Raw genomic sequence first — 20348 nt, forward strand, 5'->3', positions numbered from 1 at the left:
GCGGGCGTTCGCGCTGCAAGGCCTTATGCGAGGGCCCTTTTCAACCTCGTTCCCAGTAGCTGCACAACCCACCTCACCTTCGTGATTTGACGCAGCGGCAAACACATCGAACCGCACCTTGGTGGGGAATCGGTCTCACCTTGCTGCACAACCAACCGCACCTTTGAGCACAGCGAACCTCACCTTCGACACAACGCACCTCACCTTTTGGAACTTAAGTGCTTGAACGGATTGAATAGTGTTTGGTTGCGTTGGTTTGTGAGTTCGTTCTCGGTTTTAAAAAAACCTACCAACCCGGCACACACACATAAATGCGGCTGAAGATTGCGCGATGCAGCATGGTGAGGTTGATTGTGCGAAACGTTGAGCGGGTTTGGAAGAGCTTTGCCAAGGTGAGGTTGGTTGTGCTGCTACGGTGATTGGCAACCCTTGGCCATGAGCTGAACCTCTGGCTGACGGCCTGGCGCCGGTGTATCGCCGCTTCTGTGGGTGAGGTTGATTGTGCATTTGCGTTCTAAGTGCGGGGAGCTCTCGCAGGGAGGTGGCGAAAATCTAACAATGGTGAGGTCGGTTGTGCCAAAGATCGCCGGACCGGTCTTTCAGGAAATGAGAAAGTGCACAAATGACCTCACCAAGTGCCTAAGTCTCGAGCAGGAGTGCCGACTCCGCTACCCAGATTGCGAAGAAAGGTGAGGTCATTTGTGCCTTCGAGGACGCAGTGTTTCGAGGCTCGTTTGGTTTCCACGGCGATTCCGCCACCGAAAACGGTCTGGAAATACAGAAATTTGCAGAAAATCCGCATAAAAACAGTAATTTAAAAAGCTATTTTCAAGTATTTCCTGTATTCTGAGGTTTCTGGAATTTTATGGAAAAACCTCAGAATGGTCAGAACGAGCCAACTTCCTGCCGTAGACCGAACCGTTCACTTTGAGCAGATCAGTGAGTTCGCAGAAAAAGTCACCATTTTCACTAATGAGCTGCGTGACACGATTCTGGCTCCGCGTCCTCGAAAAACGGCTCCCGTTTTCAAGACCGGCGAGATTGCCGAGATGTGCAACGTCTCACACTCGCAGGTTCAGTATCTCGCGACAAAAGGCGACGGAGAACTGCCTTCGGGCACGGCGGCAGGCACGGGCCGTACCCGGACCTTCACGCTGGAAGAGGCGCGGATCTGGGTACAAAAGATTTCCGACATCTACCAGACTCCACTGGTCACGCGCCTGAAGGAGCCAGACGGGAAGATCATTATCACCGCGCAGCTCAAAGGTGGCTCCGCCAAGACGACGACGACGATGTGCCTCGCCCAGGGGCTGTCGCTGCGGGGACGCAAAGTGTTGGTGGTTGATCTCGACCCGCAGGCGTCGCTTTCGGAGCTGTGTGGACTGTACGCGGAAAAAGACGTGACGCCTGAAGACACAGTATTGCCGTACGTCTACGACCAGGACAGCGAAGGTGGCCTCGAGGGGCGGGTCCAGTCGACGTACTGGGATGGCATCGACGTGATTCCTGCGCACACGGAACTGATTGGAGCAGAGTTCCATCTGCCGGCGATGCAAAAGATGCGACCGGGTTTTCGCTTCTGGACCGTGCTTCGTCAAGGGCTCGAGCCGCTGCGCAAGAAGTACGACTACATTCTCATGGATACGTCGCCGTCGCTGTCGTACCTCAATCTGAACGCGCTGATGGCCGCGGATGCCATGGTGATGCCGATGGTGCCGGAAAACCTGGACTTCATCAGCTCGCTGTCGTTCTGGCGACTTTTCTCGGACGTGTCCAAAAGCTTTATCAAATTCGAGACGGACAAGAAGTACGACTTCGTGTCGCTGGTATTGTCGCGGGTCGATTATGGGCGGAACTCGTCGGCGCCGATCGTGCGCGCGTGGGCGCAAAGCGCGTACGAAAACTGGCTGCATTCGATCGAGGTACCGGCGAGCTCTGTGATGAGCACCGGGGCGTTGGCGTTCTCGACTGTCTTCGACATCAGCAGCAATCACAGCGCGGCCAAGTCGTTGCAACGCGTGCGGCAACCTCTCGTCGACTACTGTCGCTGGATCGACGAGATCTATTCGGAAAAATGGAGGAACGCGCAATGAGCAATATGCGAGAACAGTTGCTGGCCAAGACCTCGGGCATTCGCAAAACTTCGTCGATCAACGAGGACGAGGTGAAGCGCAGCAACCGCACGCAAACGGCGCCCGGCCTTGCCGGCGCGCTGGCCGTTGCGCAACTTCGCGTGCAGGAACTGGAATCGACTGGCGTCGCATCGCAACTGGCGGTTGCAGGCATCTTGCCGAACCCTTGGCAGCCGCGTCGCGTGTTCAACGAAGCAAAGTTAGCCGAGCTCGCGGAGTCGATCCGCGAAGTTGGACTGATGCAGCCGATCGTGGTCCGTCGTGTTGCGGACGACTATCAGATCGTCGCCGGGGAACGACGCTGGCGTGCGCACAAAATGTTGGGGCTGAACACGATCAAGGCCGTGGTTGCGGATTGCTCCGACTCGGATATGGCCGTGCTCGCAATGGTCGAAAACATTAGCCGCGACGACCTTGCTGACTATGAAATCGGCGTGGCGATTCGTCGATCGGAAACAGAGTTCCCGAATCGCAAGCGACTGGCGGAAGCGATGGGATTGTCGCGGGCAGGTCTGTATCAGTTCTTGTCGTTCGACAATCTGCCGGACTTCATCAAGAAAGATCTCGATATTCAACCGCGACTATTGGGCGGGACTGCGGCGCAAGCAATTGCAGCGGCTATCAAAAAGCATGGCGAGGATGGCGTTAAAGCCGCTCGCGAAATTTGGCCTCTGTTGGTGAGAGGTGAAATGGATCAGGGCAAGGTCGCGGCGGCAATCACCGCCCTGGCGACCCGGCAGACGACGTCGGGTGGTACCAGCGGACGCAGCATCGAGAAATTTTTCGCGGGACGAGAGCACGCTGGGAGCATCACCAAGGATGTGAGTAACTTCACGATCAAGATCAAGACCGGAGTGATCACCGAGGCGCAAGAAGTTCAGATACGACAGTTGATCGGACAGATGTTCCAATCGCAGCCGAAGACGAGCTAATCGGTGGTTCGGTTGTAGTGTTAAAAGGCCCGCTTAGTGCGGGCTTTTTTTTGGGTCAATCAAATCGGTCCACCGGATGGCGCAAAGGTAGGGCTGCGGGTGAGTGTCTAGACTCTAGACACTCTTCGAGGTGCCGCGTCCGCGCTGAACGCACATCGTTCGTGCCTTGCACGACCCGTGGAGCGATTCACGCAGTATTGCGTTCGCAGCGATCTCGCAGGCACCTGCGGCGGGGCAGCCGCTCGCCATGAGCGAGACAGCCAATGACTGGGGATTTCTGATGCATCCATTGAGCCGGGTTCGGCTGCTTCGTTGACGGTCGCATTACCCGGAGCACATACAAAATCGCACAGGCGACATATGACGGACGGGATGAAGGGCCAGCCCTCTTTCCTATAAACGTAAACTCTATTCCGGCAGACCATCCACGGTCATTCTCAACCCAACGCCGCATCAGCGCGTTTCCCCGAGACGACTCGACTCCGCTATCGTCGGTCCCAATCTTCTCAATGAGAAAGGCCGCGGCCCTTAGTGCGCGACGTGCATTGCACATGGGTGTCCATGAACAGCTGTGTTCATGATGGCGCTGTCGGCCGCAGCAAACCTCGGCGAAGATCGTCGACGTCCCGCAAGAATGCTTCACTCTCCCGGTGTACCTCAGGCAATGAACGCGCGCAGCGTTGAGGCCACCGCTTATCGACCGCAAAGTCGGCAGTCGTTCTGCCGGAAAAGCTGTTCCGTACGATTAGCAATGAAAGCGGCACGAACAAACGCGCAAAGGAAGGGCTGTGAATGGGGCTTGCCTCAGCGAACAGACGACATGCGTCAAGATCCGGCGGGAGCCAGTTATTACTGGAACGTCGCGTTAAGGGACGCCGAATCATGTATCGCGCGTTCTCTCAAACGGTGCAGTCGCCGTTCCGCAAACGGTGTTCGATCGACGACCTGAAAGTCAATCGCGAACGCCTGCCGGCCGCGATGAATTGGCCGTAATGGCATTAAACCAACATCCCCCCGTCGTCAAGAGAGGAAACTCTAAAGATAGTTGATGTCGGTCGTCACGCCTACCGATCTACCCACCCGCCGGGGAGACACCCAGATAGAAGTATTCGAAGGGATGCATTGCGACCGCGCCGATCATTTTTGGGCAAGCATCGGAGTAATGAGTGACTCGACCGCAACGAATGATCTCCGTCCGATCGTATGTCACGCCACCCGGATGGGCCTGCGTCAGACCACTCGTTCAGCGCGAAATCAACATCGCTGCTCTCAGATCATCCGCAAGAAATCCGTCGGACGATGGACGGCAGGATAGGTGAGGGCAAGCGCGGAAATCTCGCGAACGTAAAGAGTCTCTCCCGGCCCGCCCTGTGATATTGATTAGCAAGACGATCGCGCATCGGCAATGCGAGCGACTGTCAGTCGCCACGCGTCTGGCCAACTTGAACTTCAGCAGATGCAGCGGTCGCGCATCGGCGACCTAACAATATACGGGGACCGTACATACGGCCAACTTTTGCGAACTAAATATCGAAAAATGAGTGACTCTTAGCCAATACGAGCGAGAATTTTCGATTCTTCGGCCAATCTCGCCAACCGACACGGCGTGAAACATTGCGAAACGTCTTCTCTGCGTGTCAACCTATTGTTTTAAAAGACTTTTTTCACCAATGCACGCCATTGTTTCACGCTAATCAGTCAAATTGGTGCACGATACCGCATCACTCCCGCCAAACGGCGACAACGCGCCAGAATGAACACACGTGCCCCGCCAATCCGTAACGTTCAATACGTAATTTGTAGCGAAAGAATTTCCAGCGGCCGTCGCGATCTTTCGTGCGTTCCGCTGACCTGACCGCTCATTCGAACCAATCTTCCGCGCCTGCCTCGATCACACTGGCTTGATTCGGAACGCTGTACCAGTGAGTCGAACAGAGCCCAGCAACAGCAAGCTCGTCAAGTCCGAGCCCAAGTCCGAGCCGCCGCAAAAGACAGCTGGCCCCGCCGCCATCACTTCGCTATCCGAGCCTCCCCGCAAACCTCCCCGCGCTGATCGATCTGCGCAATATCCTCATGCAAGATCCGCCGAATCTCGAGGATCGCCCGCGGCGTCTCCTGCACACTGTGTCCAGCAACAATCACCTTCTCCGACAGCGCGCCCACGAGATGCGCGCTGCGATAAGGGACCACGCCATCGTCGGAATCTTCGAGCGGCCCGTTTTCGCGCAGCTGTTCGATGCTGCTAGGCACATGGAAGGTCCGTCCCTGCGGTTCGATGTTCGTCGCCGTCTGCATCACTTCCTCGATCTCGTTCAGCAGGGCAAGCGGCAGACGCACGAGGTTGGCCGCCCAGCGCGACAGCCGGTTGCTCGCGAACGGCGTGCCTCGATGGGGGGCCGCGATAAATATGGCGCGCTCGATTTGCGGCATCGGCGTGAAGTTCAGTAGCCGATCGGGCCGCTCGTCCTCGCGATCGATATCGGTGCCCTCGGGCACGTACTTGTCCTCGAACGTCGCCCAAAGCGCGTCGCCGGAAGTCGACACGAGCAGCCGCGCCAGAATGCCGCCCATGCTATGACCCAATCAACACCATGCCATGCGACGCCGGCGCAGTACCGTCTGGATCGAAGTGCGCGAGCGTCTGTTGCGTGGCGCGGCGGATGCGCGCGAGGTTGACCAGAATCGGCACGTTGGTCGGGTAGTAGACCTGCCACACCTGGAAATGCTGGCGAAGCACTTCATCGCCCTGAATATCGTTGGCGACGTTGACCCATGCCTCGGGGCTGCTCGCGAGGCCGTGCAGCATCAGAATGATCCGTCGATTGGGATCGAACGGTTGCATCATGTAGATGCCGGGCGTATCGATACCGTGTGCGCGTCCAAACAGCGTGCGCAACGATTGCCCGGCGAAGCCCGAGCGCGCGAGCCAGATGCCGTAGCCCGCGCTGAAGTTGGCCGAAAGTGGCACAGTCTGGCCGTGTCGCTCGACACTGTCTTCGCGATACGGATCATAGACGGACAGCACGACCTCATGCGAGGCAAGCACCTGTTCGAGCATGCCCTGGCTGAACCAGATCGACGCGGTCACGTTCGGCGACGGCATCTCGCGGAAAAAGCGCGACGCCGGCCTTGGCCGTCCCGCGGCTTCTGACGACACGCCGGAGTTGAACGGTGCGCTCGCGCGACCATCGACGCGGGTGGACACGCGCGTGTCGGCGCTGGCATTGCCACCCGCATCGACATCATCTTCAGGCGGAGGCAAGTTCATCACAGCAACGAGTTCCGCCTCCAAACCATCGCGTCGATAAATGCTACGTATCCCCGCGAACGACAGCCGCGACGCCGGGATGACTTCGCGCGGTTCGCGCACGCCTTCGGGTAGCCGGGTTCGGCTCAGGTCGGGATGAATGGGCCAGCCTGCGATGTACTGCGTGCCCGGCACGCCGTTGCCGGCATCGGTAGCGAGCGCGCCACGCAGAAGCAGCGCGTGGGCAAGTTCCTGCACCGCGTAGTTGTAGTAGTCACGGACCTGGGTCTGACGATCTTCGAATGCACGTTCGCCAGCAGTGCGTTCACCGAGGAACAGAAATGCATACGCGAATCGCGCGGCCCTGAGCCACAGATCGAATTGCGTCGCTCCAATCGCTGGCGTTGGCCGGCGTGTTGGTGATGGCCATCTGCAACGACAGTTCAGCGAGGCTCGACAATCGCCGGTCGGTATTGATTCCGCCGACGGTCAAGATCGTATTGATGCAAGCGAGCGGCTCACGTTGGCAGGTGTTCCCATCGAGTGCCGCGATGTGCAGCGTGCTCGCGTCGCGGCGCTCAGACGGCCGGTCGATAGAATGTCGCCGCGGCGCATCGCGATGTACTGCTCCGGGCCTTGCGAGCTGACGGTGACCATCGCGCAACCGCACAGAAGACTGCCAGTGAGCAGCGCGAGTGCCGCGCACCGCGATGTCCACGATGCGAGCGAGCGCGTCATGATGCGTCGAACCGGTTCGTGCGAGAGGGCAGCCGCGCTACGCCGATGCAAGCGATGAACGCTGGCGGCGGCCCGCGACGTCGCAATTGCCAACTTTCTTTTCACGCAGAGTTGCGTCACCCATCGGCGAAACAAAAATTCCTTGAAACCTATAGTACTTTTCCCCATGGTATTTCGTGACTAGTACAGCAGAATAGCCATGCTTATATTTCATCAACAGAAGCCGAAGCAACCATAGAACGAGTCGGTATGACCGTAGCAAGTCGCGAATCGATTGACGGCTTGCGCATTGTTCGGCCATGATGCCTGTGACGAACTGAAAGGGGCAATGACGCACGCATGACACGGGCAAACCACCAGTGAACTGCGCGAAGTCATGAACGCCTATGACGGCTTTGATATACCGCTTAAGGTAAGCAATCGATACGATCGTGCTGCGCCTGTGAGGCTCTTGACAGCGAATTGTTTGGGAACTTTAATAATTTTGCAGCAAGGTTCCATCGAAGGGATCTGATTCAACGCTGCAATCCGCCCGCATATTCATTCGTCTTCAGGTTTTGCGGAATCGTCGTGCATTCCATACAGGGCGGGTTCGTCATTTTCCTCAGTCTTGCTTCGGCATGGCGAAGCAGTTTGGCAGTTCGACAGGATGCCTGACGAACGGAGCCGGAATGACGACACATGGGTCGCGGCTGTAGTCCCGACGGCCACAACACCATTGTCGCCGATGGACTGGTTTGAACGACGTTGCCGGTCCGACAGAAGGGATGCCGCTGTTCCTCGAGTCTGACCTGGCCGTGGAAGTCGAAGCGGATGCACCCATCGGTCCACTGTTATGGGCCCCTATGAATTGCTGAGCAACCTGTAGGGTCTCGTATTCGCCGGCCCGTGAGCTACGTTGCCGCTGGGCTTACGACATGGGTTGCGCCAGCAGTCAGCCGAGAACGTCATGAATGCAAACCGCTCCGATGCACCGCGGCCTCGCCGATCAGGCGGAATCGCACTGACCGGCGCAGTGTCGTGCGCGTTGACCTGCGCGCTTGTCGTTTCACTGTCGGGCTGCCAACGGCAGACCGAAACACAGAGTGGCGATACGAGGCCAGCCGTGCAGCTCACTCGGGTCGAACCTGCCGACGCTTCCGCCATTCGCATTTTTACCGGGCGGGTCGAGCAGACCAGCATCTCGCCGCTCGCCTTCGAAGTATCGGGCCGCGTCGTGCAGATCGCGGTGCTCGAAGGCGCGTCGGTGAAACGCGGGCAACTGATCGCGCGGATCGACGAGGAACCCTACAAGCTGCAACTGCAACGCGCGAACGCGCAGTATCAGCAGCTGAGCGACAACCTGAAGCGCCAGGCGGTGCTGCGCAAGGACGGCATTCTGTCTCAGGCTGCTTATGAGCAGTTGTCGGCTTCCACCGATGCCGCACGCGCGGCACGCGACCTGGCGAGCCGCGACCTGCGCAATACCCAGCTCGTCGCGCCATTCGACGGCCGGATCGCTCGCCGCAACATCGAGATCCAGCAGGTCGTGCAGGCTGGGGCGCCCGCGTTCAATCTGGAAAACATCGGCCGTGCCGATGTCGGCGTCGATCTGCCTCAGAGCATTGCCGAACGGCTGTTCGTCGACAAGACGCTGAGAGCCGAGGCGTGGCTGCCCGGGCGGCCGCAGAACCGCTTCCCGCTCGTGTTCCGCGAACGGACCACGCAGACCTCGCCGACTTCGGCGGCCTACCGGCTCGTGTTCTCGATCGAAGGACCGCAAAGCGCGATGCTGTTCCCCGGCATGGCGCTGCGCGTACAGATTTCCGAAACGGCGCGTCAGGTCGCGCAAAACGACAACAAAGGGTACTTCGCGATTCCGATCGCCGCGGTGTCGATCGGCGCGGACGGTCAGCGCAGTCTGTGGCGCTACGACGCCGCGTCCGGCCGTGTGCATGCGGTGCCGGTCAGCGTGCGCGAAATTCGCAATGACGATGTGGTCGTCGCGGGGGCGGTTGCGGCGGGCGACCGCGTGGTGGCCGGCGGCTCGCAGTTCATGAAAGAGGGAATGGCGGTCCGTCCAATGGATGCGCCTCAATGAATCTCGCGCGCCCCCTTATCGAAAAGCCGCTGATCGCGTGGGTTCTGACGCTCATCTCGCTGTTGGGCGGCATCTTCGCGTACTACAACATCGGGCGGCTCGAAGACCCGAAGTTCACGATCAAGACTGCGGTCGTCGTGACGCTGTATCCGGGCGCGAGTGCGCACGAGGTCGAGCAGGAAGTGACGGACCGGCTCGAAAGCGCGATCCAGCAGATGCCGCAGGTCGACAGGCTGACCTCGCGTTCCACACCGGGCTACTCTGAAGTCCGCGTCGAGATTCGCGACCAGTACACGTCGGCGCAATTGCCGCAGGTGTGGGACGAGGTGCGCAAGTCGGTATCGGATGCACAGCCCCGGCTTCCGCCGGGCGCGGGACCGTCACTCGTGCTCGACCGTTTCGGCGACGTCTACGGGATGTTCTACGCGCTGACCGGCGAGGGCTACACGCAGGCGCAACTGTATGAGTACGCGCGCGAACTGCGCCGCCAACTGCTGACACTCGGCGACGTGTCCGACATCGTGATCGCCGGTGAGCAGCAGGAGCAGATCTCGGTCGACGTCGACCAGTCGCAACTGATCGCCAACGATCTGTCCACCGACGATCTTGCGCAGACGCTGTTCGTGCAGAACGAGGTTCGGCCCGCGGGACGCGAACGTGTCGGCGACCTGTCGTTGCGGATTGCGCCGTCCGGCTCGCTCGATTCGTTGCAGGCCATTCGTTCGCTGCCTGTCAACAATACGCCCGCCCCGCTGCTGCTCGGCGACATCGCGCGCGTAAGCCACGGCTACGCGACGATTCCGAACCAGGTCATTCACTATAACGGCCAGCCCGCGGTTACGATCGGTATCAGCGCGCGGCCGCGCGTCAATGTGGTGAGGGTCGGCGAGGAGCTCAAGGCGAGGCTTGCCGAACTCGAGCGTGACCTCCCGATCGGCATCAAGCTGCACTCGCTTTACGATCAGCCGCAGGTCGTCGACGAGAGCGTGCGCGGCTTTATCTTCGACGTGTTCCTGTCCGTGGCGATCGTCGGTGTCGCGCTGGGCATTGCGCTCGGCTGGCGCGCGGGCGTCGTGCTGGGCGTCGAGCTGTTCCTGTCGATCCTCGGCACGCTGCTGGTGATGTACGCGGCAGGCATCGAGCTGCAGCGTATCTCACTCGGCGCGCTGATCATCGTGATGGGCATGCTGACCGACAACAGCATCGTGGTGGTCGAGGGGATGCTCGTGAAGGTTCAACGAGGCATGTCGCATCTCCAGGCGGCGACCGAGATTCTCAAACAAAGCCAATGGCTTCTGCTAGCGTCGACCATTGTGGGGATTCTGGCTTTCTCGGGCATCGGCCTGTCGCCGGATTCGGTCGGCGAATTCTGTGCGTCGTTGTTCGCCGTCGCTGCGATTTCGCTGCTATTCAGCTGGGTGATCGCCATCGCCCTGACACCGCTGTTCGGCACGTATCTTTTCAAGCCCGCGGACATCATCGATGACGACCCGTTCAAGTCGAAGCTGTACAAGCGTTACGGCGAGCTGTTGTCATGGGTCACCCGACAGCGCGTGTTCGTGGTAATCGGCCTCGTCGCGCTGACCGTGCTGGCCGGGTGGGCGTTCCGTTTCGTCGAGCGGAGCTTCTTCCCCGCGTCGACCACGCCGATCTTCTATGTCGACATGCGTTTGCCGCGCGGCGCCGATATTCGCGCGGTGGTCGAAAAGAGCCGCGCGGTGGAGAAGGTGCTGCTCGAGCATGCGGACGTCACCAACGTGCAGACGTATATTGGCTCGGGCGCGACGCGCTTCTCCCTCGTCTACGATCCGGAAACGCGCAATCCGTCGTACGCGCAGTTCATCGTCGGCGCGAAGGACCAGAGCCTGATCGACGACATGATTCCGGACATCGAAGCGGACCTGAAGAGGCGCTTCCCAGAACAGCATTGGACGGTCACGCGGCCGAAGTTCGGTCCCGGCGGTGGCGCGGCCATTCAGGCACGCTTCTCCGGACCCGATCCGGCCGTGCTGCGCCGCTTGTCTCAAGAAGCACAGAATGTGCTGAAGGCGGACGGCCGCATCATCGCGATTCGCGACGACTGGGAGGACCCGATCAGCATCGTGCGGCCGGAATTCGACGAATCGCGGGCGCGCTCGCTCGGTGTGACGCGCCGTCAGGTTAGCGACACGATGGCTTATGCAAGCGAAGGCCTGCGGGTGGGCATCTATCGCGAAGGCGATCAGCTACTGCCGATCGTGCTGCGTTCGCCCGACTACACGCGTGGCGTCGCGGGTCTGCAGGACCTGCAGGTGTTCAGCGCGGGGCTGCGCCGTTACGTGCCGCTCGGCGACGTGGTCAACGGCTTCGCGGTCGGTACCGAGGAAGGCCAGATCGCGCGCGAAAACCGGATTCGCACGCTGACGGTTTCGGCCAACCCGATCTATGGGCAGAACAGTGTCGACGCGTTCAACCGCATACGCTCCAGCATCGAGAACATCAAGCTGCCACCGGGCTATAGCTTCGAATGGGGCGGCGAGCACGAATCGTCGACGCGCGCGCAGCAGAGCCTGTTCCGTCAACTGCCGCTCGGCTTCATCGGCATGGCGCTGCTCGTGCTGATGATGTTCGGACGCCTGAAGCCGGCGCTCGTCGTGCTGCTCGTCGTGCCGATGTCGATCGTCGGCGTCACGCTCGGTCTGCTGCTATTTCGCGGCGCGTTCGGCTTCATGGCGTTGCTCGGTCTATTGAGTCTGATCGGCATGCTGATCAAGAACGGCGTGGTGCTTGTCGAAGAGATGGATTCGCAGATCGCCGCGGGCGTGCCGCGCATGCAGGCGGTGACCCACGGCGCGATGAACCGTCTGCGGCCGGTGATACTGGGGGGCGGTACGACGGCGCTCGGCATGGCGCCGTTGTTGTGGGATCCTTTCTTCAAGGACATGGCGATCACGATTATGGCGGGCCTTGTTTTTGCCACCGTGCTGACGTTGGTCGCCGTGCCGGCGCTGTATGCGATGCTGTTCTCGATCAGGCAGGCGGAATGGGAGCCGGGTCGACACCCGGAAGCAAAATGATCCGCGCGCGCCCTTATCTTCTCGCCATCGCGGCCCTGCTGCTCGAAGCCGGCTGTACGGGTTCATTGCAGCTGCAAAAGCCCGCCGCGTTTCCGCCGCAGTATTCGGAAGCGCAACCGGGCGTGGCGACACCGATGTCCGGGCAGCAGCTCGCGGCATGGTGGACCCAGTACAACGACCCGACGCTGAACAGACTGATCGATCTCGCGCTCGCGCACAACTTCGACATCGCCACCGCTTACGCACGCGTCGATCAGGTGCAGGCCGGCATCCGCCTGGCCCGCTCGCAACTGTTGCCGTCGGTCGGTGCAAGCGTGAGCGCCGCGAAGTATCACGGCGCCGAGACGCAGCTCGAATTCGCGGAATTCCTCGGCATCAACAATACCGATGCGCAGTTCTGGCGTGTCGGCTTGCGGGCGCAATGGGAGATCGACCTGTTCGGTCAGGGACGCGCAAGGCTCTCGGCGGCACGCGAACAGGCACGCGCGGCCGCGGGCGACGCGGAGGCGGTCCGCCTGAGCGTGGTGTCGGGAGTCGCGGATCTGTACGTCACCTATCGCGGGCTGCTGCGTCAGCGCGCGATTTTGCTGCAGAGCCGCGCGATCGCGGACGACTTCGTCAACATCGCCGAGAAGAGCTTTAACGCGGGTCTCGTGCTGAGTACGGACATCGAAGCAGCGCGCGCCGGCCGCGCGCAGGTCGATGCGCGTTTGCAGGACGTGGAGAACGGCATCGCGCAGGCACGACTCAATTTGCAGAATCTATGCGGCGTGCAGCCCGCGGAATTCGCGGGGATTCTCGATGAAAGCGACACGCTGATGACCGCGCTGCCGCATATCGAGCCCGGCCAGCCGGTCGACCTGCTGATGCGGCGCCCGGATCTGATCGCGGCGCAGGCACGGGTGAATGCGGCGCTCAGGCAGTCGGATGTCGCGCGGCTCAACTACTGGCCGACCATGTCGTTGAGCGGTTTGCTTGCACGCAATGGTTGGGAGATCGCGGGTCAAAGCCTCGGGGCCAGCACGTTCTGGCTATTCGGCGCGGCGATGGCGCTGCCACTGATCGACTTTGGCGCGCGGCGCTCGCAGGTGGAGTCGTCGGACGCGCAGGCGCAGCAGGCCATGTCGAACTACGAAAAGACCGCGCTCGGCGCGTTCTATGACGTCGACCGTGCGCTGGCGCGTTTGAACCGGCAGGACGAGTTGTTCAAGGCACGCAATGAAGAAGTCACGCGTCGCACCACGCAGTTGAGCCAGGTGCGACGTCGCTACGAACTCGGCGATACCGGCCGCGTCGATATCGATCAGGTGCGGGTTGCGCTGCTCGAAAGCCAGTCGTCGCAGGCGAGGGAAGAGGTCGGCGAACTGCAGGCACAGTTCGCGCTGTTCAGGGCGTTGGGAGGCGGCTGGTTGGCCAATCCGCCAGTGGCCTCGAATACACGAGCGCCGACGGAACCCGCGCCCGCCACCGCACCGGCACCGGCCGCACAGTGAACGACCAGGAGGAGTGCGGTCCGGTACTCGCAAGGCCGTTGGCTTCAGTCGGGGAGGACTGACAGGAGATGCGCAATGCACGCGTACCTGCTCCGCGTCAGTCCCTTTCCGGAAGAAATCAGCTTCTCTGAAGGGTGGACGATGGCAAGCCAGGTCGAGACGAAACTGTCGTTGCCCGCATTGACCGCGATGGTCGTCGGCTCAATGGTGGGCGCAGGGATTTTCTCGTTGCCGCGCAATTTCGCGCGCGCGACCGGACCGTTCGGCGCGGTCATTGCATGGTGCGTGGCGGGCATCGGCATGTATGCGCTGGCGCGCGTCTTTCAGGCGCTCGCGCAGCGTCGGCCCGAGCTCGATGCGGGGGTGTTCGCATACGCGCGAGCGGGCTACGGCGATTATGCGGGCTTTCTATCCGCATTCGGCTACTGGATGGCCGGCTGCTTCGGCAACGTGTCGTACTGGGTGCTGATCAAATCGACGCTTGGCGCTTTCGTGCCGGCCTTCGGCAACGGCAATACGGCGAGCGCGATCCTCGTGTCGTCGGTGGGCATCTGGCTGTTTCATCTGGTGATGCTGCGCGGCGTCCAGCAGGCCACGATGATCAACACGATCGTCACGGTCGCGAAGTTGATTCCAATCGTGCTGTTCATCGTGATGCTGATCGCGTTGTTTTGCGCCGACATGTTTCGCGCGAATCTGTGGGAACGCAGCGATCAGATCGGCAAGGGCTTGTTCTCGCAGGTTCGCGCGACGATGCTCGTCACCGTCTTCGTGTTCGTCGGTATCGAAGGTGCGAGCGTGTACTCGCGCTATGCGAAAAAGCGCTCGGACGTCGGCGCCGCGACGATCACCGGCTTCGTCGCCGTGCTGTGTCTGCTGGTGCTGGTGACGCTGCTGCCTTACGCGACCTTGCCGCGCGCCGATATCGCGGTGATGCGCCAGCCGTCGATGGCCGCGGTACTCGGCGCGCTGCTCGGCCCATTCGGTGTCGTGTTCGTCAGCGCCGGCCTGATCATTTCGATCCTTAGCGCGTACCTCGCATGGTCGCTGATCTGTGCCGAGGTGCTGTTCGCCGCCGCGCGTCTCGAGACGATGCCGCGTATCTTCGCGCGACAAAACGAGCGCAAGCTGCCGGTCGCCGCGATCTGGCTCACGAGTACCGTGGTGCAGTGTTTCGTAATCAGCACGTACTGGTCGACCGACGCGTTTGCGCTGATGCTCAATCTCACGAGCTCGATGGTGCTGATTCCTTATTTTCTCGTGGCCGCATACGGCATCAAGGCCGCGCGTTACGATAGTGGACAGAATGGCGGCACCTTGAGCGGCGCGTTGCGCACCGAGTATTTCGTCGCGATGTTCGCGACGTTGTATACGGCGTTTCTGCTGTTCGCGGGCGGCCTGAAGTTCCTGATGCTATCGGCGCTGCTTTATGCGCCCGGTACGGTGCTGTATGTGGTGGCCAAACGCGAGCGCGGCCATCGGGTGTTTTCGAAAGTCGAGTGGGTCATCTTTGCCGTCGCGGCCTGCGGCGCGATTGGCGCGCTGATCGGCCTCGCGACCGGCACGATCGTCATCTGAGCGGTCGATCATCGTAGTCGCACGAGCGCGGCTCGATCGGAACGTGTTCGCGGGAGAGCGATCGCAGCAATGGACAAGCGCGTCAGACTTTCAGCGCCGGGCCTGATGGCGATGGTGATCGGCTCGATGGTCGGGGTGGGCGTCTTTTCGCTGCCGCAGGCGCTCGGCAAATATACCGGCGTAGTCGGTTCGTTGATCAGCTGGACCATCACCGGCTCCGGCATGCTGATACTCGCGCTGATCTTTCAACGGCTCGCATGGCGCAAGCCGGAACTCGACGCTGGCGTCTACACGTATGCGCGCGTCGGGTTTGGACGCTACACGGGATTTCTGTCGGCGTTCGGCTACTGGTGCGCCAGCTGTCTCGGCGACGTGGCCTATCTCGTGCTGATCAAGTCCGCGCTCGCGATCGTCGCGCCTTCATTCGGCGCTGGCAATACATTTAGCGCGATCGTCAGTTCCTCGCTGATGATCTGGGTGTTTCACTTTCTGATACTGCGCGGCGTGAAGGGCTCGTCGGTAGTGAATGCGTCGATGACGGCCGCCAAGTTGTTCGCGCTTGGACTGTTCGCGGTGCTCGTGCTATCGAGTGTCAAGTGGCAGTTGTTCGTCGCGAACCTGTGGACCGTTCCCGAGCCGTCGGCGACCGGTCTGTTCGGCGAGGTGCGCAAGACGATGTTGGGCACGGTATTCGTGTTTCTCGGCGTCGAAGGCGCGAGTGTCTATTCACGGCATGCACGCGAACGGCGCGACGTCGGGGTCGCGACCGTCCTCGGCTTTCTCTGCGTGCTTGCGTTGATGGTCATGGTCACGTTGTTGTCGTATGGCGTGTTGCCGCTCGAGCAGTTGGGCACGCTGAAAAATCCGTCGATGGCTGGCGTGCTGAGCGCCGCGGTCGGCGCCTGGGGCGCGGTCGCAGTCAAGCTCGGCCTGTTGATATCGGTACTCGGTTCTTATCTCGCATGGACGTTGCTCGCCGCCGAAATTCTGCACGCGGCGGGCAAGAGCCGCACGATGCCCGCGTTTCTCGGGCGAGAAAACCGCAACCACGTACCGGTCGCCGCACTGTGGATGACGAGCCTCGTGATTCAGGCCTTTCTGATCGTGACGCTGTTTTCGAAAGAAGCGTTCACGCTGGCCAAGGAGTTCACGACGTCGATGAACCTGATCCCGTATCTGCTCGTCGCCGGCTATGGGTTGAAGCTCGCAGCGAGCGGCGAATCGTATGCGGGGCAGCCGTGGTCACGGCGCATCGATTTCATGCTCGCGCTGCTGGGCTGCGGATACGCGCTCTTTCTCGTGTACGCGGGCGGCCTGCATTATCTGTTGATGTCGACCGTGCTTTATACGGCGGCGACCGTGTGGTTTTACATCGCCGAGCGTCGCAAGGGGAAACGGCCTGTGTTTACGCTGCTCGAACGCTGGCTGTTCATTGTGGTTCTGCTTACCGGGCTGGTCGCGTTCGTCGATCTCGTGCGCAATCATTTTGCGGCCTAAGGCTTCCGCTCGCGCGCCGCGCGGCTCACATGATCGCGGCCTGGCGAATGCAGCGGATGAAATAGTCGGCCGGGCGCCACCGTCGATGTCATCCGGCCATACACAACAGGAAAACGAAATGAACGCACAGAAATGGCTGAAGCTGGTTTGCGCGAGCGCGGTCGTGTTCCGCTTGCCTGACTGCGCACGCGCAGCCGCAAGCGGGCGGATCGGGTCCCGCGGCACAAGCTGCGGCGAGTTCGGCGCCAACCGCGGGCGAGATCAAGGCTACCAACCGGCAACTCGTGCGGGACGTACGCCGCGCATTCAGAAACGCACGAAGCCAGGGACTACGGGCCAGCAACATTACAGTGCGCGCGGATAACGGCGTCGTGACATTGACGGGCAGCGCGCCGACCGCGGACCTGCTGTCGCGCGGTCCGCTAGAAGAAACACGGCGGTGACGCCGGCGGCGATGGGGCATTGCGACGGGCCGACTGGGGTGGATGTTGAAAGCACTTCTTGCACCTATGACGCATATAGGACTCTGCTGATTTTTTGCTTGTTAGCGCATCGTACAATCCGCCTCTGCGCAAGGCGAAGACGTTTTAATTCCTCGCCGACGAGTTGGGGTGCGTTGCGCTATCCCATCTTCATGATTGATCCATGCTAGGTTGTATGCCCAAAAATTGCTTTGTCTTTACCAAAGCACACCGGCTTTCTCACCGATTTTGCATCGTTTTAAAAAACAGTGGTTCAAAAACTTCTATTTGCGTGGTGCCAAAATGCTTTTGTGGAACGATCAAGACAATTTGATATGCGCTATTTGGACTGCACCGACTGGTGCGCTTAGATGATAGGTGTTCCCGACGCCGTTCGCTTCATTAGAAGCAGGAAGGTTGCGGCTCTCGATCTTGCTGCTGAGGTGTGCGGCTAGGCCCACGCAAACGCAGCGTCCCGTGGCGACACACAGGATCAGGGAAGTCGACGAGCGGATGGGACGAGATGCCCTGCGCCTTTCTCATCATGTAACGGCGTGAAATGACATGGTACTTTGGTGACAAATCATGCAGGGTGTTTCGGCAAGGAAAAGGTATTCACCTGCGTGGTATGGAGTGTGAGTGAACAAAATAAGAGTGGGTATCGCCGACGATCATCCATTTATTCTCCTCGGCGTCGAGCATCTTCTTCAGCGTTGTCCTGACATCCAGGTCTGCTTCAAAAGCGAAAGTATCGGCCTGCTTCTTCAGCGGTTGCTTGAAGTGCCAGTCGATGTTCTTGTGTGCGACTACGAATTCGAAGGCGATCCGTATGCCGACGGTCTCAACCTTCTTGACCGGATCCGGCGTGTCGCCCCATCCATACGAGTAGTTTTCCTGAGCACGCATTCTTCCACGCACATCATTTCAGCTGCGCTCAACGCGGGGGCGGCCGGCTTCGTCGGTAAGGGTCCCGAGGGCTTTGTCAGCCTTACCGCTGCCGTCCGCGTTGCCAAAAATAAAAGCGTGTTTCTGCCTGATTCCATTGCGGACAAGATGTTGCGCGCAACGGGGCGCGCAGCGCAAGGCGGATCTTCTCTCAATTTGCTATCTGAAAAAGAATCGACGGTCGTGCGAATGATCTGCGACGGGATGTCGATCGCAACAATTGCCGAGCGGCTCAATCGCAGTCCGAAGACCGTGAGCAATCAGAAGAACGCTGGCATGAAGAAGCTCGGTGCCAGAAACGACGTAGAACTCGTCACGATCGTGCGCGAGTGGTCCTGCTCGTAGCAATTGCCGCGATTCTTAGGCGGATTCTGTCGTTCTCGTGGCGCCTTCTCCCTATCGTAGGGTGGTCCTGTGACCTGTTCAGTTCGAGGAATCGACACGTCGTTTCTCGACTGACCTATTTGGTCTTTCATTTTGGGTATTGGCCCATTAACACCGATCTTCTTCAATGAGATCATTCCTCTGCCTTGACGATCGCTGGACGTCCCGGCTTTACAAGGGTTTGTAGTTCTGAAATGGCAACAAAGAGGAATCTCATGAAAAAACAAGTAACGCAACTCATGATCGCGCTGATGAGCCTGTCCGTCGCGCCGATGGTTTTCGCTCAAGCTGTACCGGGCACAGGTCAGGTAACGTTCAATGGAGAACTGTATGACGACACCTGTGTGATCAACTCGGGTGACGAGGACCAAACGGTCACGCTGCCTCGGGTGTCTTCGCAGACGCTGCCTGCGGCTGGCGTAGTCGGCGGGTCCACGCCTTTCAACATTTCGGTGTCGCAGTGCCCGGCAACGCTGAAACAGGTCGCGGCGCATTTCGAGACCACGAACATGGACCCGGTTACGCGTAATGCCATTAACCAGGCAACTACCTCGCCGGCCCAGTACGTCGAAGTGCAATTGCTTGACCACAATTTCACGAATGGCGCGGCGCAGGTGCTTCCGCTGGGCAGCACGGGCGAGTTCGTTGATGTTGGGACCGACGGTACGGCAACGATGTACTACGCCGGCCAGTACTATGCAACAGACAGAGCCACGGCCGGTAACGTGACGGCTGTTGTTCGCTACACGTTGGCATACCAGTAAGCGAATCTAAGCCGAATGGCATCGGGTTGCTCTTCTAGTTCGAAGGCAACCCGAAGTGGCATTCCGCTTACCTGTCGCGTGGAGGAGCGAGTGTCTTCAATGAAGTTTCCAATGTTGTTCGCCGCAGCTGTCGCCTTAAGTGTGACCTCGTTCGCTGCACAAGCTGCTATCACCATTACCGGTACCCGAGTTATTTATCCGGCGCAAAACCGTGAAGTCAATGTTCGTTTGAACAATGTTGACAGCCGTCCGGTCCTGGTCCAGGCGTGGCTGGACGACGGCGATGCGGCCGCTGCCCCGAATGAAATCAAGGTGCCGTTCACGTTACTGCCGGCGGTATTTCGGGTCGAGCCTCACAGAGGGCAGGCTTTGCGCATCATGTTCACAGGCGGCGACATGCCGAAGGACCGTGAGGCTGTCTATTGGCTGAACGTTCTCGAAATTCCGCCGAAGCCCAAGGACGCTGATGACCGGAACATGATTCAGCTCGCGTTCCGAACGCGTATCAAGATGTTCTACCGGCCGGTATCGTTGCTCGATGACCCAACGGCGGGGCGGGCCCAGCTGAAGTGGCATGTCGAGGCAAATGACAAAGGTCAGAGCATCGTTCGTCTGGACAACCCATCGCCCTACTACATTTCCGTCGGCACGGCAGAGGTAGAAACGGCAGGCAGGAAAGTCGCTCTTTTGCCCGATATGGCACCGCCGTTCGGGCACGTCGATCTCCGTCCACAAGATGGAAAGCTGGATATCAAAGCTCCTGCCACCGTTTCCTATACGGTTCTGAACGACTTCGGTACAGCGATCAAGGACTCGGCGGAAGTGACAGGTGCTCAAAGCGCGGAAGCGCAAAAGAATCAATAATTGAAATACGGGATGTCGGGCGTGCGGAATAGTAAGACGGCGGTTGAAAGAGTATTCAGTGATGTCCCTTTCCGGTTTCACCCACTGGCTTGGGCGGCAATCATAGCGTCGGGCTGGGTCTTTTGCTCAAATTCCGCGGTCGCCGCGTGCGCGCCGGACTCAGCGGCGACGCCATCC

At 59.9% G+C, this 20348-nt stretch carries 14 protein-coding genes; 11 read left to right on the forward strand and 3 right to left on the reverse strand.

The genetic code is table 11. The features are described 5' to 3' along the window. Window positions 1-881: 881 nt before the first annotated feature. Together OKW35_RS17755 and OKW35_RS17760 are read left to right on the forward strand one after the other, a co-directional pair. Entirely contained in the window at window positions 882-2093 is a 1212-nt protein-coding gene (locus tag OKW35_RS17755; RefSeq protein ID WP_184061762.1) for a ParA family protein, read from the forward strand. Then, window positions 2090-3064: a ParB/RepB/Spo0J family partition protein gene (locus tag OKW35_RS17760; protein WP_429552719.1), complete on the forward strand. Its 975-nt coding sequence runs from the start codon at window positions 2090-2092 to the stop codon at window positions 3062-3064. Before OKW35_RS17755 ends, OKW35_RS17760 begins: the two co-directional genes overlap by 4 nt. A 2010-nt stretch (window positions 3065-5074) precedes the next feature. Here the strand turns inward: OKW35_RS17760 and OKW35_RS17765 are convergent. The 3 genes from OKW35_RS17765 to OKW35_RS17775 all read right to left on the reverse strand — a co-directional run bounded on the left by OKW35_RS17765 (window position 5075) and on the right by OKW35_RS17775 (window position 7029). Further along, window positions 5075-5635: a hypothetical protein gene (locus tag OKW35_RS17765; RefSeq protein ID WP_429552720.1), complete on the reverse strand. Its 561-nt coding sequence runs from the start codon at window positions 5633-5635 to the stop codon at window positions 5075-5077. A gap of 1 nt (window position 5636) precedes the next feature. Further along, complete coding sequence (locus OKW35_RS17770) at window positions 5637-6569, reverse strand: hypothetical protein (RefSeq protein ID WP_429552721.1); 933 nt, start codon at window positions 6567-6569, stop codon at window positions 5637-5639. A 67-nt stretch (window positions 6570-6636) separates the two neighbouring features. Then, on the reverse strand, window positions 6637-7029 hold the full coding sequence (locus OKW35_RS17775; protein WP_221309191.1) for a hypothetical protein: 393 nt from the start codon (window positions 7027-7029) through the stop codon (window positions 6637-6639). A 1125-nt stretch (window positions 7030-8154) separates the two neighbouring features. Between OKW35_RS17775 and OKW35_RS17780 the strand changes: the two genes are divergently transcribed. The 9 genes from OKW35_RS17780 to OKW35_RS17820 all read left to right on the forward strand — a co-directional run bounded on the left by OKW35_RS17780 (window position 8155) and on the right by OKW35_RS17820 (window position 20171). Continuing rightward, entirely contained in the window at window positions 8155-9129 is a 975-nt protein-coding gene (locus OKW35_RS17780; RefSeq protein WP_184061764.1) for an efflux RND transporter periplasmic adaptor subunit, read from the forward strand. Beyond that, window positions 9126-12185, forward strand: a complete 3060-nt coding sequence (locus tag OKW35_RS17785) for an efflux RND transporter permease subunit (protein WP_429552722.1) — start codon at window positions 9126-9128, stop codon at window positions 12183-12185. Before OKW35_RS17780 ends, OKW35_RS17785 begins: the two co-directional genes overlap by 4 nt. Beyond that, window positions 12182-13678 (forward strand): efflux transporter outer membrane subunit, encoded by a 1497-nt coding sequence (locus OKW35_RS17790; protein WP_184061766.1) that lies wholly within the window; start codon window positions 12182-12184, stop codon window positions 13676-13678. Before OKW35_RS17785 ends, OKW35_RS17790 begins: the two co-directional genes overlap by 4 nt. A 141-nt stretch (window positions 13679-13819) precedes the next feature. Continuing rightward, window positions 13820-15256 (forward strand): basic amino acid/polyamine antiporter, encoded by a 1437-nt coding sequence (locus tag OKW35_RS17795; RefSeq protein ID WP_429552805.1) that lies wholly within the window; start codon window positions 13820-13822, stop codon window positions 15254-15256. 69 nt (window positions 15257-15325) lie between these two features. After that, window positions 15326-16753 carry a basic amino acid/polyamine antiporter gene (locus tag OKW35_RS17800; protein ID WP_429552723.1) on the forward strand — a complete coding sequence of 476 codons (1428 nt, stop codon included), beginning with the start codon at window positions 15326-15328 and terminating at the stop codon, window positions 16751-16753. Between the two features lie 284 nt (window positions 16754-17037). Continuing rightward, on the forward strand, window positions 17038-17196 hold the full coding sequence (locus OKW35_RS17805) for a BON domain-containing protein (RefSeq protein WP_316251675.1): 159 nt from the start codon (window positions 17038-17040) through the stop codon (window positions 17194-17196). Between the two features lie 657 nt (window positions 17197-17853). Then, window positions 17854-18504 (forward strand): response regulator, encoded by a 651-nt coding sequence (locus OKW35_RS17810; protein ID WP_429552724.1) that lies wholly within the window; start codon window positions 17854-17856, stop codon window positions 18502-18504. Window positions 18505-18758: 254 nt separating this feature from the next. Continuing rightward, window positions 18759-19307 carry a fimbrial protein gene (locus OKW35_RS17815; protein ID WP_429552725.1) on the forward strand — a complete coding sequence of 183 codons (549 nt, stop codon included), beginning with the start codon at window positions 18759-18761 and terminating at the stop codon, window positions 19305-19307. Window positions 19308-19406: 99 nt separating this feature from the next. Next, a complete protein-coding gene (locus OKW35_RS17820) occupies window positions 19407-20171 on the forward strand; it encodes a fimbria/pilus periplasmic chaperone (protein ID WP_260330353.1) in 765 nt (254 codons plus the stop codon). Window positions 20172-20348: the final 177 nt, after the last annotated feature.

Origin of the sequence: Paraburkholderia sp. MM5477-R1, assembly GCF_050436385.1 — a bacterium.
Lineage (GTDB): Bacteria > Pseudomonadota > Gammaproteobacteria > Burkholderiales > Burkholderiaceae > Paraburkholderia > Paraburkholderia tuberum.

What these genes read in the sequence shown, in the direction of transcription:
- OKW35_RS17755 (WP_184061762.1), top strand. Translation starts at nt 882, where the DNA reads ATGGTCAGAACGAGCCAACTTCCTGCCGTAGACCGAACCGTTCACTTT.
- OKW35_RS17760 (WP_429552719.1), top strand. Translation starts at nt 2,090, where the DNA reads ATGAGCAATATGCGAGAACAGTTGCTGGCCAAGACCTCGGGCATTCGC.
- OKW35_RS17765 (WP_429552720.1), bottom strand. Translation starts at nt 5,635, where the DNA reads ATGGGCGGCATTCTGGCGCGGCTGCTCGTGTCGACTTCCGGCGACGCG.
- OKW35_RS17785 (WP_429552722.1), top strand. Translation starts at nt 9,126, where the DNA reads ATGAATCTCGCGCGCCCCCTTATCGAAAAGCCGCTGATCGCGTGGGTT.
- OKW35_RS17790 (WP_184061766.1), top strand. Translation starts at nt 12,182, where the DNA reads ATGATCCGCGCGCGCCCTTATCTTCTCGCCATCGCGGCCCTGCTGCTC.
- OKW35_RS17795 (WP_429552805.1), top strand. Translation starts at nt 13,820, where the DNA reads ATGGCAAGCCAGGTCGAGACGAAACTGTCGTTGCCCGCATTGACCGCG.
- OKW35_RS17800 (WP_429552723.1), top strand. Translation starts at nt 15,326, where the DNA reads ATGGACAAGCGCGTCAGACTTTCAGCGCCGGGCCTGATGGCGATGGTG.
- OKW35_RS17815 (WP_429552725.1), top strand. Translation starts at nt 18,759, where the DNA reads ATGAAAAAACAAGTAACGCAACTCATGATCGCGCTGATGAGCCTGTCC.
- OKW35_RS17820 (WP_260330353.1), top strand. Translation starts at nt 19,407, where the DNA reads ATGAAGTTTCCAATGTTGTTCGCCGCAGCTGTCGCCTTAAGTGTGACC.